Origin of the sequence: Lancefieldella rimae ATCC 49626 (assembly GCF_000174015.1) — a bacterium.
GTDB classification, from domain to species: Bacteria; Actinomycetota; Coriobacteriia; order Coriobacteriales; family Atopobiaceae; genus Lancefieldella; species Lancefieldella rimae.
Genome location: NZ_ACFE01000001.1, coordinates 435153 through 450746 on the forward strand (window position 1 = coordinate 435153; position 15594 = coordinate 450746).

Below are 15594 nucleotides of genomic sequence, written 5' to 3' on the forward strand. Positions count from 1 at the left end.
TTAGTGGTGATTTGATTCACCACTAAAGAGCCATTTTTTCCACGAAGTTATTTGCTCGTGCTTCTCATTAAATATATCGTCAGAATCGGCATACATCATTGCGCCTCCACATCCACACTACTGGAAAGATGCCGAGAAGACCTTGGTTGAAAGTTAAGCATTTAAGGGATGAGGTTCTCTAACGAATCAGGCTGGTCGTGTGGGCCTCTGTCGTACAGATACTCATATTCCGACACCAACTTCACTCGAATCTCCAGGCAATTCTCGCCATTTGAGCCGGAAGTCTCAAAGCTACGCCAAGCGCTGACGTACCTCTTCAACAAGTCGATCTGCAGGAACCTGTATCTGCTCGTGAGTTGTCATATCTCGAAGAGTCGCCACTCCTGCAGCCACCTCATCGGGCCCCAGCACCACACAAAGCTTTGCCCCCAGTTTATCCGCCTGCTTGAACTGAGCTTTGAGAGAGCGGCCTGTACGATCGGCTTCCGTGCGGATACCGGCACCACGAAGTGCGAGTACGACAGAAAATGCCTCACGCGCTTCTTCGGCAGAAGTAGTTGCAACGTACACGCAACAAGGAGCTGCGATATCCGTTTCAATGCCCTGCGCCGCCAACGCCAACATGATGCGCTCAAAGCCGACGGCAAAGCCCACGCCCGGCGTAGGCTTTCCACCTTCAAGCTCCATAAGACCATCGTATCGGCCGCCACCACCGATGGCACCGATACCCGCATCCAACGCCTCAACCTCAAAAACGGTGCGCGTGTAGTAATCGAGACCGCGCACCAGCGTTGGATCTTCAACATACGCAATACCGGCTGCATCAAGATATGCTTTGACCTGCTCATAATGCGCTCGACAGTCGTCGCAGAGATTGTCGGAAATGAGAGGCGCGTCTTTCATGACGGCTTGACAGCTCTCGTTTTTACAGTCAAAGGCGCGGAGCGGATTGATCTCGGCGCGCTCAATGCAGTCGTCACACATGCGGTCCGCATGATCAAGAATGAACTGCTTGACCTTCTCGCGATATGCCGGACGGCATTCAGCATCCCCCATGGAATTAATCATGAGTTTCAGGCGAGATGTATCAAAGCCCAGCTCTTTAAAAAACTGCATGAGCATAATAATGGACTCGGCATCAGCGGCGGGATCCGACGCACCAAGCCACTCAACACCTACTTGGTGGAACTGACGAAGCCGCCCCTTTTGCGGGCGCTCCCCGCGAAACATGGCTTCGGCATACCACATCTTGGCCGGAGCGGCTCCTTGCGGCACAAAGTTATGCTCAACTGCCGCACGTACGACGCCGGCGGTTCCCTCAGGACGCATAGCCATGCGCTGGCGGGGCTTCAATCCCGCCTCACTGCCCGAGGCCAGCAAATCTTCCATAAGCGCACCGGAAAACACGCGGAACATCTCTTTGCGCACGACATCGGTAGACTCACCAATACCATGGACAAAGGTATCCACCTGTTCTATGGCCGGTGTCTCGATGCGATCAAATCCATACGTACCAAATAGATGACGCGCTATATCTTGCATACGCTCCCACGAGCGCATATAGCCGCCATACAAATCCTCGGTACCCTGAATTCGCTGCCCCATGTGTCCTCCTGTCATAATTCACAGATGGTGAAAGTATACCCGCATACAAAAATGGTTGCATAAAAGATCGCTTCATTTTTCGATAAATTACGACAGGATTCGATAAATTACGCCGGAAGACTTGTTTTTTAATTCCTATAATTTAGTATGAATTAGTCAACCTTCGGGTATGACTCAATCGCCATACATGTGCACTAACCGACCCAGGGTTTTGTGCATAACGATACGGGAGAGATATATGACAGATGAACTTCTCCGCATAAGCGGTATTTCTGCAGGTACAGAGGACAAGCCCATCCTGCATGACATTAACCTTACAATCGGCCTTGGTGAGACCCATGTGCTTATGGGGCCAAACGGCGCAGGCAAATCAACGCTTGGCCGCGTTGTTATGGGAGATCCAACGTATAGCACCACCTCAGGTACCATCCTGTTTGACAACCAAGACATCACGGACTTTTCTCCCGATAAGCGCTCGCTTGCCGGTATTTTTCTTTCCTATCAGTCACCGGTTGAGATTCCCGGTGTGCCTCTCTATTCTTTTTTACGTACCATTACGCAAATGCGTCCGGAGCTCAAAACAACCGCGCGCAATTTCCGTAAGCGCGTCGGAGAAATTTCCAACCGGCTTGAGCTTGATCAGAGCTTCTTGATGCGTGAGCTGAACGTAGGCTTTTCAGGTGGCGAGAAGAAAAAGATTGAGATGCTCCAACTTCTGCTTCTGCAGCCAAAGCTTGCCATTCTTGACGAAACCGATTCCGGCTTGGACATTGATGCACTTGCGGTCGTTTCTCGTGGTATTGAGGCCTACCGCACGTCCTGTAACGGCTCGCTGTTGGTCATTACCCACAATACGCGCATTCTTGAGCGCCTTGATGTGGATCGCACACACGTCATGGTTAAAGGTCATCTGGTAGCTGATGGCCCGGCTTCCCTTATTGACGAGATTAATCGCAGCGGGTTTGAGCAGTTTGAGAAAGACGTGGCTACAAAAGAGGAGAATGGCGAAGTTTCCAAAGGCGGTGTCAGCGAGTGAGCGAGAAAAAGCGGTCTCAGGTCGCTGATATTAACCGCTCCCTGTATGACTTCACCAAGTCCGAAGAGGGCTACGAGCGTTACGCAGACGGCCTTACGCCAGAGATTGTACGTACCATTTCAGCAAAAAAAGACGAGCCGGAATGGATGCTCCAGTTCCGACTTTCGGCGCTGGAAACCTATCACACCCGCGACATGGCATCCAACTGGGGCCCGTCCATTACCGGTCTTGATATGGATCATATTTCCACGTACGTCTCGCCAAAGACCAAACAGTCAAACAACTGGGATGATGTTCCCGAAGACATTCGCGACACCTTTGAGCGTTTGGGCATCCCCAAAGCGGAAGCGGAGAGCCTTGCCGGCGTAGGGGCGCAGTACGATTCCGAGATCGTCTATCACAACATGCGCAAAGAGGTTGCCGAACAGGGCGTTATCTACACCACCATTGAAGATGCCTTACATGATCCCAAGTGGGAGCCGGTGGTCAAGCAGTACTTCGGTACCCTCATTCCTCCCGCCGACCACAAATTTGCGGCACTTCACTATGCCGTTTGGTCGGGCGGATCCTTTGTCTATGTGCCCGCCGGCGTGAGCCTTGACTATCCGCTGCAAAGCTATTTTCGCCTGAATGCACAGGGCGCCGGACAATTTGAGCATACACTCATTATTGTCGAGAAGGGTGCTGACCTGCACTTTATTGAAGGTTGTTCCGCACCGAAATACTATGCCGCCAATCTTCATGCAGGAGCCGTTGAGCTTTTTGTTAAAGACGGGGCAAGACTTCGCTATTCGACCATCGAAAACTGGTCCAAGAATATGTACAACCTCAACACCAAGCGTGCGCTCGTTGGCTCCGATGCCCGCATGGAGTGGGTCTCCGGTTCTTTTGGAAGCCACGTCTCTTATCTCTATCCGTCTACCATTCTCAACGGCGACCGCTCCAACTGCGACTTTACCGGCATTACCTTTGCCGGTGCCACCCAGGATTTGGATACCGGTTGCAAGGTCATCATCAACGGCGCCGACAATACGGCATCGGTTGATACGAAATCCATCTCCAAAGACGGTGGCGTCAATACCTTCCGTTCCGCCGTTACCATTGGCCGCAAAGCTGCCAACGCACGTGTATCCGTTTCTTGTCAGTCACTCATGCTGGACGACATCAGCCGTTCGGACACCATCCCCGAGATGGACGTGAGAAACGCTACCGCACAGGTTGGACATGAGGCTACCATCGGTCGCATTTCTGACGACACCATCCTCTACCTCATGAGTCGTGGCTGCTCTGAGGCTGAAGCACGCACGATGGTGGTAAATGGCTTTGCAAATCCCGTTTCAAAGGAACTTCCTATGGAATATGCCGTTGAGATGAATAATCTCATCAAACTCGAGATGGAAGGGGCGATTGGCTAATGACTGTGCACACGGCCGAACATATCCGTATTAAATCTGCCAACGTTCCCCCTGCGCAAACATGGAACCGTCTTCGTGCCAACTCTCTTGCACTGACCGTCCCCAAAACGCCTGATGCGGGAACGGTATACCTTCCGCTCCCCCGTCTCTTTGAGCGTATTGAATGTGGCATGGGGCCCGAAGTTACCAACTACATAGACTCGCAAGTCTTTGAGGCCACCTACCATGAGGTTCCTGCTCACACCACACGTAAAGAGCCGATTGTCATCTCCGTCTCAGCCGCCGAAAACGAATGCACCAATACCGGCGTTATGGTACGCGAGGGTGCGGAAGCAACCATTGTCGTTGTCGCACGCGCCGGCGAGAAGAACACCGAGACTGCAGCCGATAACACCGGCGCAAAAGCCAATGCGGAAGCTGACGCTCCGGCAACAAGCGCCGCACTCGTGCGTATCGTTGCAGAGAAACACGCACGCATACATCTTGTGGAAATGCTCGGTATTGACGATGACCAGCAACATCTTGAAAGTGTTGGTATTGAAGCTCATGAAGATGCCGTTTGTGACGTGCGCCAATACGCACTTGGCGGAGGCGCCGTCGGCATGGGACTTGCGGTTAACCTTGTGGGCAACCGAGCTCGCCTTGATCTGAACAACCGCTACCACGCCTGCCACGAGGAACTTCTCGACATCAACCACGTTGCTCGTATGCGCGGATGCGCAACGCGCGCCGAAATTGCCGAATCGGGAATTCTGAACGATTCTGCGCGTAAAACCTTGCGCGCCACCATCGACCTTATCCGCGGCTCAAAAGATGCCAAAGGCAACGAGGCCGAAACGGTGCAGATTTTAGGCGACGGCGTTGTCAATAAAACCATGCCGGTCATTCTCTGTGACGAGGATAACGTCGCCGGTAACCACGGTGCCACCATCGGCTCTGTCTCCCCTGAGCAGATTGAATATCTGCAGGCTCGCGGTCTTTCTCGCCACGAAGCAGAGCTCCTTTTTGTGCGCGCCCTCTTTGAAGACGCCATCATTCATGCACCCGAGGCTCTCTCTCACACCGTTGCGGTTGAGCGTGCCGAGAAGGTCTTAGGGGCCGATGTTGCTCATGACTTTGACGATGCCACCGAGGCAACCTTTGGAGGCGACAAGGCATGACAGCTGACCGTTTGAGCTCATCAGAACTGACCTCTTCAGAACTGACTGAGATTGCCGATAACCCCTATAAAAAGGATTTTCCTCTTCTGGCGCAAAATCCTGAAATTGCGTATTTGGACAGCGCTGCAACTTCTCAGCGCCCCAGTAGCGTCATTGAAGCGCAGAAACACTTTTACGAGGCCATCAACGCAAACGCCCTGCGCGGGCTCTACCGTCTTTCCGTTGATGCAACCGCTGCTATTGAGGATGCTCGTAAGGCTTTGGCGCGCTTTATTGGAGCGGTAGATGCCGATGGCACCCCACGTGACCGCGAGATTATTTTTACACGCAATACATCGGAATCGCTCAATCTCGTGGCATCAAGCCTTGGGCGTCTTGTGCTCAAACCCGGCGATGACGTTGTTATTTCTATCATGGAACATCACTCCAACATCATCCCCTGGCAGCAAATTTGTGCTCAAACCGGTGCTCGCCTTGTCTATCTGCGTATGAATGATGCCTTTGAGATTACGCAAGAAGAGCTCGAATCAAAAATCACCGAGCGCGCAAAGATTGTTTCGGTTACTCAGGTATCCAATGTCCTCGGAGTTTCCAACGATATCTCTGCCATTGCGAGACGCGCGCACGCTATGGGTGCGTATATGGTAGTCGACGCCGCTCAGTCAGCGCCTCATCTTCCCGTTGATGTTCGTACGCTTGATTGCGATCTTTTGGCCTTTTCGGCGCACAAGATGTGTGGCCCCATGGGCATCGGCATACTGTGGGGAAAGGCCGACATACTTAACCGGATGCCTCCTTTCCTTACCGGCGGCGAGATGATCGATTCCGTTACGGAAACCGGTGCCGTCTGGGCTCCCATCCCAGAGAAGTTTGAAGCGGGTACTCAAGACGGCGCAGGTATTTGCGCTACCGGAGAAGCCATTGCGTACCTTGAAGGATTGGGTATGGCAAACATTGAGAGGCGAGAAGCGCTTCTCGCCCGTTATCTCACCGAACGCCTTAATGAGCTGGAATTCATTGATATCATTGGACCGCAAAACGGCGCAAGACACATCGGAGCCGTCTCCTTTAACGTGCGCGGTGTCCATCCACATGACGTTTCGTCCATTCTTGACATGGACAACGTGTGTATCCGTGCCGGTCATCACTGCGCCGAGCCGCTTCTCACAGAGCTTGGTCAATCCAGCACCTGTCGCGCAAGTGTGGCATTCTATAATGACGCATCCGACATTGACCAACTTGTTTCCGGACTTGCACGCGTCTGGACTATCTTTAATGGCAACTAGGTGATGGCAACTAAGCTGTAATGGCAACTGGGCTGGCTGAGGGAGAGCTAAACTATATGGCTGGTAACGACCTTTATAACGCAGAATTTATGGATCACGTCTCGCATCCTGACTATAAGTATGAGATGGAGCATCCAACCTATACGCATGAAGGCGTCAATCCCTCTTGCGGAGATGAGTTAACGTTTTCTGTTCGCCTTGCCGATGACGGCACTATTGCCGAGGCCGCATTCACCGGTCATGGATGCGCCATCTCGCAGGCAAGTGCCGACATCATGAGCGATCTTATGGTTGGTCGCACACCCGCAGAGGCCATTGACCTCTGTCAACTCTTCGGACGCATGATACGTGGCGAGGAGACCGACGATACCGTGCTGGAAAAGCTGGAAGATGCCAACCTCCTTCACGACATTGCCCATATGCCCGCACGTGTGAAATGCGCCGAGCTTGCGTGGCGCACGCTGGAAGAAATGCTTGAGGCGCAACAGCAAGGCGACGGCACAAGTGCTGCCCCCCTATCCACCAGCGCAAAAGCTGCTTCTGAAGGCGGTAAGTAGCCATGGCAAACATGTTCTCCACAAAGGGCATGTATGCGTTACGTGCTATGGCGGATTTAGCCGTACATGACGGTTGGATCTCACTTGGCGACGTTTCCGAGCGTCAACATATCTCACGCAAATACCTTGAACAGGTCATTTCTCTTATGCACAAGGCCGGCTATGTTGAATCGCTGCGCGGAAAAGGCGGTGGATACCGGCTCACACGCAAGCCCGAGGAGTACACGCTTGGCGAGATTTTACGTGCCACCGAAGGAAATCTTGCTCCGGCATCTTGTCTCAATTGCACAAATGAGACGCTCTGTCCTCAGATGGGTTCTTGCACCACCGTCAATATCTGGCGCGATCTTGGCAAAATGACCTCGAGCTTTTTGGATAGCAAAACCCTCGCCGATATTGCGTGGCATGAAGGGAATATACAAGCGCACTAAAAAAACTTACGGTACTGATGGGGCACCTGCGCTTTTCTTTACATGTCTCTTAGAACTGCAGTCAGGCGACTACAGAAACTTCATGCTGCGCGTTCTTCTCACTGTTTTCAAAATCTGCTCACATTTGCTCTTTTGCAGAGCTGTCGAAAGTGCCAGTGCTGCCGAAACTTTGTAGTGCTGCCAGAAATGCGCCAAGTATGGCTTGAACTGCCATACTTGGCGCAAGTTTGGTATATATGAACCATACTTGCTGCAAGTTTGGTTAATCGTGCCCAACTTGCAGCAAGTTTGGCAGCGCTATTATGACGACCCAACTTGGCGTCATTTTGGCAGCGCTGTTCCGGCAGCGCTAACCTAGCGGCGCTATTTGGGCAGCGCCAACCTGGCAACACCAGATTACAAACGCACTTACAAACACAACCTCAGTACCTCTCGCTTTGCTGCCAAAAACTCATCGGTCAGCTCAAATTCCACAGGAGAGGTTTCTGAATCAACGCCATTCGGAGCATCAGCAAAATTGCCCTCTGAAGTGGAGTGCTGCCGAGACCGCTGTGGCGTAACCTCGCCCACGATTTCCGTCACAACGCCTTGTGCAGGATTTCCCCGCATCACAAAAATATGCGACGCCATGGAAACCGCTTCATCCACGTCATGGGTGATAACCAGCGCAGACATGTTCATCTCAGCCACCGCGGACATAAGCCACTCACGCATTTCTCGCCGTGTAAGCGCATCAAGTGCCGAGAAGGGCTCGTCCAAGAGAATCACATCGGTTCCCGTCAGGCTGGTGCGCAAGAAAGCCGCACGCTGTCGCATGCCGCCCGAAAGCTCGGAAGGCCAGCTCTGCGCCACTTCCCCCAAACCCATGCGTGCCAGTAATTCTTGAGCTCGCACGCGGGCTTCTTGTCGAGAAACACCCTGGAGCACCAACGGAAGCGCAACATTGTCCACGATGCGCTTGTGTGGCAAAAGCAGGTCCTTCTGAAGCATGTAGCCAATGCGTCCCGGTGTGCCCGTTACGTCTTCGCCATGCAAAAGCACCGAACCCGATTGCGGCACAAGAAGCCCCGCAAGCGCATGTAAAAGCGTTGTCTTTCCGCAACCGGAGCGACCGACCAAACAGCACAGCTCACCGGGGGCAATCGCAAGGCTGATGTTACGGGCAACTTCTCGACCATCTCCCCAGGCAAGCGCAAGATGCCGAGCTTCAAGGGCGAGTGTGGTAGATGTTGCTGCCGTCGCCGCCGGCGATGTCGCCGTCGTTGCCGTTTTAGCCAATCCCATGTCGCTCACTTACTTCAGATAGTCAACGGTAAATCCTGCTGCAACGTCAATTTGCTTGTCAAGGAGCTTTTGATCATTGAGCCACTGATAAAACTTTGACCAGCGGTCTTTGTCAATTACGCCCCAGCTCTCTGCGTCGTCAATATATTTTGATGCCAAGAACTTCTGGCTTGTATGCACCAAATCATGGTCAAGCTCGGGAACTGCCTTCAACAAAATATCGGCCGCGTCCCCGGGATTGGAAACGGCATATTCATAGCCCTCTTTAACTGCAGCAAGAAAGCTCTTCACCGCTCCGGGATTGTCCTTCATGTACGCGTCGTTGGCAGCAATGACCGGCGTATAGATGTCAAAAACCGGATCAATCGACTGGAACGAGAAATAGTTGTAGGGAAAGCCCTGTACCTCAGCGTTTTGGACCGCCCACTGCTCGTAGACCCACACGGTATCAAACATATTGGCTTTAAGTCCCGAAACTTCATCGTCAACCTCATACGGCACCATCTTGATGCTTTCAGGGTCTCCACCGTCAGTCTGAACCACAGACTTAACCGTTGCCTGCTCAACGGGAAGATTCCATGTTGCGTATGTATGGTTTTGCATCTCGCGTGGACGAGTGATGCCGTCATCCTTGCGGCTCATAATACCCGAGAGGTTATGTTGAATAATGGCCGCCACGGCAGTATACGGAAGCGGATGCTCGGAAGCGAGGTTATTGGCGATAAAATCTTGATACGAGACACCCATCTGTGCGCCGCCTGAACCAATCAGCGCATCGGCACCGTCCGCAGGAGGCTGCTGAATCTCAACCTCAAGGCCGTGGTTTTTGAAGAAACCTTTTTCCTGTGCAACGTAGATACCGGTATGGTTGGTATTCGGCGTGTAGTCCAGCACAAACGTAATCTTGGCATGCTCGACCGAATTGTTCTTCTCGCCCACTGGAGCCTTTGGTTGTTCAGGCGTACATCCCGAAGCAAGAAGCCCGGCTGCCGAGAAGCCCATCGCGCGCAGGAAGTTTTTGCGCGAAAGAGTCCCGGTGCGAAAACGACGATTCATGTTATTCCCCTTTCACTTTATTTTTGCTCTGTTTGTCCCATGGCATAAGCTGCATTTTGAGGAGGCCAACAAACCACATCAACAGCAGAGAAAGTGCAGAAACCACTACGATAGCCGCGAACATCCGATCGTAGGCAAAGGCTTTTCGCACGCGCGTCATGTACACGCCAAGGCCCATATCTCCGCCAAGCCACTCCGCAATGACCGCCCCAATTACGGCATATGTCACGCTGATCTGCAATCCCGAAAAAAACTGACGAGCAGCAGCAGGAAGTTTGACATGACGGAAAATCTGCACGCGGTGCGCTCCCATAGTCCGCATAAGATCAATCACATCGGAGTCAACTGACCGAAAGGCCGATATAAGCGCCACGGTCACAGGGAAAAAGGTGGATATTGCCACGAGAACCACCTTCGGCAAAATCCCAAACCCCATCCAGAGCACCAAAAGTGGCGCAATAGCCACCACGGGAATAGTTTGCGACACCGTAATAAGCGGAGAAAATGCGTGGTAGAGGCCTTCAAAACGATCCATCAACACCGCAATTACAAAACCTATGACCACACCAATCGCAAGACCCAAAAGCGATTCTTCAAGCGTCACCAACGTGTGGGACGCGAGAAGACCTGCGTCTCGTATAAGTGCGAGAAAAACTTGGTAAGGAGACGGTACAAGGTAGTTTGGAACGATGTTTAGCACAACGACAATTTGCCAAAGCACAAGCAATACCACAATGGTTAATGCCGGCAGAAGCACTCGTTTTAATTTTGTCATGTCATCTCCTCTCAAAACCGCCGCGCGGACATGAGATGACATGATTCCTACGCTGGCATTATCCAGATCAGGTATGAGCAGAGTCTGCTCCGGGTCAAAATCGCAATGGATCTTATCTCAGCCGGCGTGCGCCAGCTCCCCGCTTCTTTTTGAGTGTAGCACGATTTGCTACTCTAAACCAAAAAGTTCTTTCAGACCGACACGATCCTTCTTGGTAATTTTGCGAACCGGCTGCGCAGGAGATCCCATGGCAAGATATCCTGCAGGAATGTCCTTGGTGACCAGACTGTTTGCTCCAATCACGCAACCATTGCCGATGGTTACACCACCCAGCACCGTCACGTTTCCGCCAAACCAACAGCCATCGCCAATGGTAATGGGCAGGGCGCGCTCTATACGAAGATTGCGCTCTTCAGTATCAAGGGGATGCTGTGCGGTGTACGCTTTGAAATGTGGGCCGATAAAAGCGTCGTCACCAATGGAAATTGGTACACAATCCATGAAATACGCATCGTGATTTACAAAGCATCCGTTCCCAAGCGAGGTATTACTGCCATAATCCACATAAAGAGGCGCCAAAACGGTTGAATGTTTGCCAAGATGACCAAAAAGGCTCGTAAGGATCTCTGTCCCGTGATCCCGATTGCTCGGACGCATCTGATTAAATCCCCACACCAAGTCTTTTGCGCGCCAGAATGCTCGGCTCAGTTCTGCATCAGGTTTCTCTCCATACCATTCACCCGCAGACATTCGTTCAAACATAGACTTTTCCGACACAAGATCTCCTTTACTTCAAAAAAACGGGATGCACCAATCAATGCATCCCGTAAAGACATCCTTCACAAGCTTTGGCTGTCGCAAAACCAGCGTATGTGCGTAGGTCAGCCCACAATACCCCGGTCAGCGTATACGCCACCAACCAGCCTACATACCGTCGTACACGTTTACCCAGCGGAGCAAAAACTCCGTCTCATGCACACGACCGCGGGCAAGCTCAGCTGCTGCAACAATGCCCATCCATTCGTTCACATATTCGCGTGTGCAGCCCTGTTTCTCACAGTATTTAGCGATGTACTTCTCGGCAAGTTCTTTCTCATCGTTGAGCAGCAGGCGCAAATAGGTGGTAGCGCAATCGGCAGCGCCATTGCCCTGGGTAGCATGAGCCCAGTCCACAATGACCGGCTCGCCCTTCTCGGGAATAATAACGTTTGACGGGACAAAATCGCCGTGGCAGACCTTCGCGTGATTCTTCATGCCGTCAAGCTTCATCAAAAGCTCATAGCGAGCATCTTCGGCGAGCACGTCGGGGATGCTGTTAATCATACGCGCAAACTTATCCCTCTGGCGCGGAAGGAGCGCGGAGCGATGCGCGTGGACTGAAAGTTCAAGATCGACAAACTTATCCAAAAGTTCATCGGTCTTTTCCGGATGATCTTTGAGCAGCTGACGAAGGGTGGGGCCTTCCACCTTAAGCGTAGCGATAGCCCAGCTATTCCCCACTTTGCTAATCTCCGTCAACGTTGGAACGTTAATGCCCGCTTGCTCTGCCCGAGCAAGATTCAAACCTTCATTAAGAATGTCTGCCGCGGGTTTGCTGCCATTAAAAACCTTTACGACGGTATCGCCGTTGTCATATACAACCTTGTTATGACGCTCAACGATAACCTTCTTCTCCTTGGATAGTTCCATAGCCAAGCCCTCCTCTTGCAAAGCCGATACGTGCAAACTCCAAGTCTGGAGGCTAGGGATGCATGTGCCTCCTCTAGTCACCCCCCTATTTTCCCCCAATAGTTCCGTTATGGCGAGAAGAACGGGCGGTGAGACGGCTGAACGGGGTTCATTATGTCGTAAACGGAAACTGTGACCGTTATATCCACTAGACTACCATCACTAACGTTCCTACCGTAATGAGAGCAGCTCCGAAGACAGACTTTAAAGTCAGTTGCTCATGAAGCAACACCGCAGCAAGTGCCAAGGTAATCACCACAGAAAGTTTATCCACCGGCACCACATCTGTTGCACGGCCAATTTTAAGCGCATAGTAATAGCAGAGCCACGAAGCTCCCGTTGCAAGACCTGAGAGAATCAAAAAGAGCCAGCTTCTAGGGCTTATCGAGCTCATCCCATTCTGCGCACCCGTCATAAAAACAATACCCCACGCCATTGCGACTACCACGACGGTACGAATGGCAGTTGCAAGATTGGAATTCACACCGTCAATTCCGATCTTTGCGAGAATCGATGTCAGAGCCGCAAAAATTGCTGAACCCAGAGCAAACACAAGCCACATATTCGATCGGCTTCCCCTCTGAAAAGAAATTTTAGAATGCATGAAATTCAGGCTCCATATGATTACTCGCAAGCACACTATGTGAGTTTGCTATAAAACCAGTCAAACCTCTCACCCTCAATCAAACCGTCGGCGGTTTGGTCCCAAAAATTGAGCCATTATATTTTTTGATTGCTCGTAACGTATCGATAATTGGAATAAAAAGAAACACAGTAAATGCTATACCGGCAACATAATAGGCAAGTGAATTCTGCTCAGAAAAAGATATCTGAGTCCATGCAACAAACGGAACTCCCACAGCAACAAGAATTCCTATAACAACCTCGTCAATTCCGGTTCTCCATGCAAGTTTTGGTTTATCGGCAGGTAAAACGCACACGGTATGGTAATCGTGCAACAAGCTGACGCTTCCTGTTTTCATCTGCCATACGCCAATAATGATAAAAACAATTCCGAATAAAGTGCTTCCTATAAGAGCGACAACCATAGGATCACCCTGCCTCATTTTGACAAACCCTTAAGAACCAAGGTTTTACAAATTAGTACCCCTCAGGATGATATTTTCCAATCTTATGCTCAGTAGTCATAACGTCACCCTCTGACTTGAAGTTAATCTTGGCGTATGTCATAACGTGAGTACAGCCCACCTTCGCGCCAATAAGCTGACAGTTCTTGAGTACCTCCATGCAAAGATCATAGCTGCCCTCAATGACTGTCTCAAATGGTCCGACAAAATACTCCACGCCGGTACTCGCAATATAGCCAATAACCTCATCAACGATACGACACGTCTCTTCATCGGAAGAAGCGTCCATCGGCAAATACTGAATGGCAACTGAACAATTCATACCTACTCCTGGGATTCTTTTGTTGCCTCTTTTATGGCATCTTTCGTTGCATCTTTTGCCGGTTCTTCTCCCGCTTTCTCAGAACCTCGCATCCGCTCGTACTCTTCTTCTGTCAGGACATCCTCAATACGCAAATTGATGCCGGCAACTTCAAGACCTGTCATACTCGTAACCTGAGCCGACACCGCCTGCTTCACGTCTTCGAAAACCTGGGGAGCGTATGCGCCAAAGCGGATAAGAACCGAAATACTAATGCGCACCGCATTTTCACGAGCCACTTCAACACTCACGCCCTTAGCGGCATCAGTTGCACCAAGTACATCTTGTACGCGGTTAAGCCAGTTGCCACGAGCTCCCACCACATTGTCTACTTCCCTGAGAGAAAGGGCGGCGATCTTTTCTATAACCCCATCGGAAAACGTTAGGGAATCCTCATCTGCGAGCTCAGTATCAGGCTGAGCTTGGGTATCTGTAAGCTCAGCACTCGGATTTGCGTTCGGATCTTTTGTAATATCTGCAAAGACGGTCTCATCTGCGGGTACAATCTCGGTACCAACGGTCTCATCAGCCATGAAAACTCCTCACCGGTTAACAAAACATTAATGACACATCAACGACGATCAGAAAAGAACTCGCGAAACTTTGTAATGAGCGTTGCAGCACCATCGAATATCTGGCCGATAGCTACACCGACAATAACCAAGATTATCAAAATTAATGTCCGCCAAAAGCCCAAATTAAAGAAGAGAATAGCCGTCAGCAGGCCGCACACGCCACCAATAAAGGCGTTTTCGTGACCGGGGAAATGATCATGAATCCATGCCTGAATCGTATTCATAGGCCTTACGCCTCCTCGGAAATTGAAGTCTCGGATCCACCATGCTCCGCTGTCATAGAGACCCTAATCTCAGATGACGAATCTGCTGAAACCATAGGCTGACCAGACACCTCAGTATTACGTTTTTTATCGGAAGAATCCGCTGTCTCTTCTGGTGAATTCTCTTCCGATAGGTCTTCTCGTGGCGAGAAATTCGCACCGTCCACAAACGCTATATTAATGGAAGCCACCGTATCTCCACACACTGCTGCCAAATAAGTTTCAAGTTGGCTGTGAAGACGTGGGCCGACTTCGGTAACGTCAAGTGCCTCCTGAGGTATTACTCGTACCGATACCCGCACACGATTGCCGCGGGTAATATCTACTCGCACGCGATCGCAAAGGCAATCTCCTTCAGCGGCAACGGCACTTTTAGCCTGTGAAACAATGGCATCGCGCGTCACGGAAATAACTCCTCCGTCAAGGGTTGCAACCGTGAGTGAGTGAATATTTCGAGAGAACAAGCCCATCAAAAGACACACGGTAAACCCGGCAACCGAAATAATCATGCACACTTGAAGTGCAATAAGGTACACCTCATTGAGCAAAAGATTTGATGCAATTTCAGTCCATGGACCAAACCATGTAAGAGTAAGCCCTGCAAGAGATGCGCCCCCTGCTAACGCAAATATAACGAGACAAAACCTCTTGAAACCGTTCATGAAACCTCCCACCGGAATCAGCTTTTTCTACCGGAATCGGCTTTTGTATAAGTTTACTCCATCACGCTTGCTTCATCGCGCTTGCTTCATCGTATGGGCAAAACACTTTAGGCCAACTTAACAAGTTTTGACTGGATTTTGGAAACCATGAAACGGCTCACTCAATCCACAGGGTGACTCTTACGACCTGTGATGTAGTTTTGAAAAGCTGTGATGTAGTTTTTCATGGCGAAAAGAGCGATTTTCTCGTCATATCTACATCACAGCACTGGTTTTTGAAGCAGAAAAGTACATCACAGCTTCAAAAAAGTA

Annotated in this window: 18 protein-coding genes; 6 read left to right on the forward strand and 12 right to left on the reverse strand. The window is 51.0% G+C overall.

What is annotated here, in order from left to right:
- Positions 1 to 291: 291 nt before the first annotated feature.
- On the reverse strand, positions 292 to 1605 hold the full coding sequence (gene hisS, locus ATORI0001_RS02060) for a histidine--tRNA ligase (RefSeq protein WP_003148834.1): 1314 nt from the start codon (positions 1603 to 1605) through the stop codon (positions 292 to 294).
- Between the two features lie 238 nt (positions 1606 to 1843).
- On the opposite strand from hisS, the gene sufC reads away from it, so the two are divergent.
- The 6 genes from sufC to ATORI0001_RS02090 are packed head-to-tail and all read left to right on the forward strand — an operon-like array spanning position 1844 to position 7490.
- Positions 1844 to 2641 (forward strand): Fe-S cluster assembly ATPase SufC, encoded by a 798-nt coding sequence (gene sufC, locus ATORI0001_RS02065; protein WP_003148673.1) that lies wholly within the window; start codon positions 1844 to 1846, stop codon positions 2639 to 2641.
- Positions 2638 to 4056 carry a Fe-S cluster assembly protein SufB gene (gene sufB, locus ATORI0001_RS02070; protein ID WP_003148214.1) on the forward strand — a complete coding sequence of 473 codons (1419 nt, stop codon included), beginning with the start codon at positions 2638 to 2640 and terminating at the stop codon, positions 4054 to 4056. The genes sufC and sufB overlap by 4 nt, the downstream gene beginning before the upstream one ends.
- Entirely contained in the window at positions 4056 to 5216 is a 1161-nt protein-coding gene (locus ATORI0001_RS02075) for a SufB/SufD family protein (RefSeq protein WP_003148409.1), read from the forward strand. The genes sufB and ATORI0001_RS02075 overlap by 1 nt, the downstream gene beginning before the upstream one ends.
- Positions 5213 to 6502 (forward strand): aminotransferase class V-fold PLP-dependent enzyme, encoded by a 1290-nt coding sequence (locus tag ATORI0001_RS02080; protein ID WP_003148385.1) that lies wholly within the window; start codon positions 5213 to 5215, stop codon positions 6500 to 6502. Before ATORI0001_RS02075 ends, ATORI0001_RS02080 begins: the two co-directional genes overlap by 4 nt.
- A gap of 56 nt (positions 6503 to 6558) precedes the next feature.
- Positions 6559 to 7059, forward strand: a complete 501-nt coding sequence (gene sufU / locus ATORI0001_RS02085) for a Fe-S cluster assembly sulfur transfer protein SufU (protein WP_003148571.1) — start codon at positions 6559 to 6561, stop codon at positions 7057 to 7059.
- 2 nt (positions 7060 to 7061) lie between these two features.
- Positions 7062 to 7490, forward strand: a complete 429-nt coding sequence (locus ATORI0001_RS02090) for an RrF2 family transcriptional regulator (protein WP_003148520.1) — start codon at positions 7062 to 7064, stop codon at positions 7488 to 7490.
- 408 nt (positions 7491 to 7898) lie between these two features.
- Here ATORI0001_RS02090 and ATORI0001_RS02095 read toward each other — a convergent pair whose 3' ends face one another.
- The 11 genes from ATORI0001_RS02095 to ATORI0001_RS02145 all read right to left on the reverse strand — a co-directional run bounded on the left by ATORI0001_RS02095 (position 7899) and on the right by ATORI0001_RS02145 (position 15282).
- Positions 7899 to 8774 carry an ABC transporter ATP-binding protein gene (locus ATORI0001_RS02095; protein WP_003148691.1) on the reverse strand — a complete coding sequence of 292 codons (876 nt, stop codon included), beginning with the start codon at positions 8772 to 8774 and terminating at the stop codon, positions 7899 to 7901.
- Positions 8775 to 8783: 9 nt separating this feature from the next.
- Positions 8784 to 9830, reverse strand: a complete 1047-nt coding sequence (locus tag ATORI0001_RS02100; RefSeq protein WP_003148198.1) for an ABC transporter substrate-binding protein — start codon at positions 9828 to 9830, stop codon at positions 8784 to 8786.
- A gap of 1 nt (position 9831) precedes the next feature.
- Positions 9832 to 10605 carry an ABC transporter permease gene (locus ATORI0001_RS02105; RefSeq protein WP_003148406.1) on the reverse strand — a complete coding sequence of 258 codons (774 nt, stop codon included), beginning with the start codon at positions 10603 to 10605 and terminating at the stop codon, positions 9832 to 9834.
- A 168-nt stretch (positions 10606 to 10773) separates the two neighbouring features.
- The gene (locus ATORI0001_RS02110) at positions 10774 to 11382 is read right to left on the reverse strand and encodes a sugar O-acetyltransferase (RefSeq protein ID WP_003148429.1); all 609 of its coding nucleotides are present in this window, start codon (positions 11380 to 11382) and stop codon (positions 10774 to 10776) included.
- Positions 11383 to 11529: 147 nt separating this feature from the next.
- Positions 11530 to 12294 (reverse strand): phosphotransferase family protein, encoded by a 765-nt coding sequence (locus ATORI0001_RS02115; protein ID WP_003148224.1) that lies wholly within the window; start codon positions 12292 to 12294, stop codon positions 11530 to 11532.
- 187 nt (positions 12295 to 12481) lie between these two features.
- Complete coding sequence (locus ATORI0001_RS02120) at positions 12482 to 12895, reverse strand: EamA family transporter (RefSeq protein ID WP_003148269.1); 414 nt, start codon at positions 12893 to 12895, stop codon at positions 12482 to 12484.
- A 121-nt stretch (positions 12896 to 13016) separates the two neighbouring features.
- Complete coding sequence (locus tag ATORI0001_RS02125) at positions 13017 to 13382, reverse strand: hypothetical protein (RefSeq protein WP_003148733.1); 366 nt, start codon at positions 13380 to 13382, stop codon at positions 13017 to 13019.
- Between the two features lie 52 nt (positions 13383 to 13434).
- Positions 13435 to 13743, reverse strand: coding sequence for a thiamine-binding protein (locus tag ATORI0001_RS02130; RefSeq protein ID WP_003148447.1), 309 nt, complete (start codon positions 13741 to 13743; stop codon positions 13435 to 13437).
- Between the two features lie 2 nt (positions 13744 to 13745).
- On the reverse strand, positions 13746 to 14315 hold the full coding sequence (locus tag ATORI0001_RS02135; protein ID WP_003148532.1) for an Asp23/Gls24 family envelope stress response protein: 570 nt from the start codon (positions 14313 to 14315) through the stop codon (positions 13746 to 13748).
- 38 nt (positions 14316 to 14353) lie between these two features.
- Positions 14354 to 14581 (reverse strand): DUF2273 domain-containing protein, encoded by a 228-nt coding sequence (locus ATORI0001_RS02140; RefSeq protein ID WP_003148365.1) that lies wholly within the window; start codon positions 14579 to 14581, stop codon positions 14354 to 14356.
- Positions 14582 to 14586: 5 nt separating this feature from the next.
- On the reverse strand, positions 14587 to 15282 hold the full coding sequence (locus ATORI0001_RS02145) for an Asp23/Gls24 family envelope stress response protein (protein WP_003148316.1): 696 nt from the start codon (positions 15280 to 15282) through the stop codon (positions 14587 to 14589).
- Between the last annotated feature and the right edge of the window lie 312 nt (positions 15283 to 15594).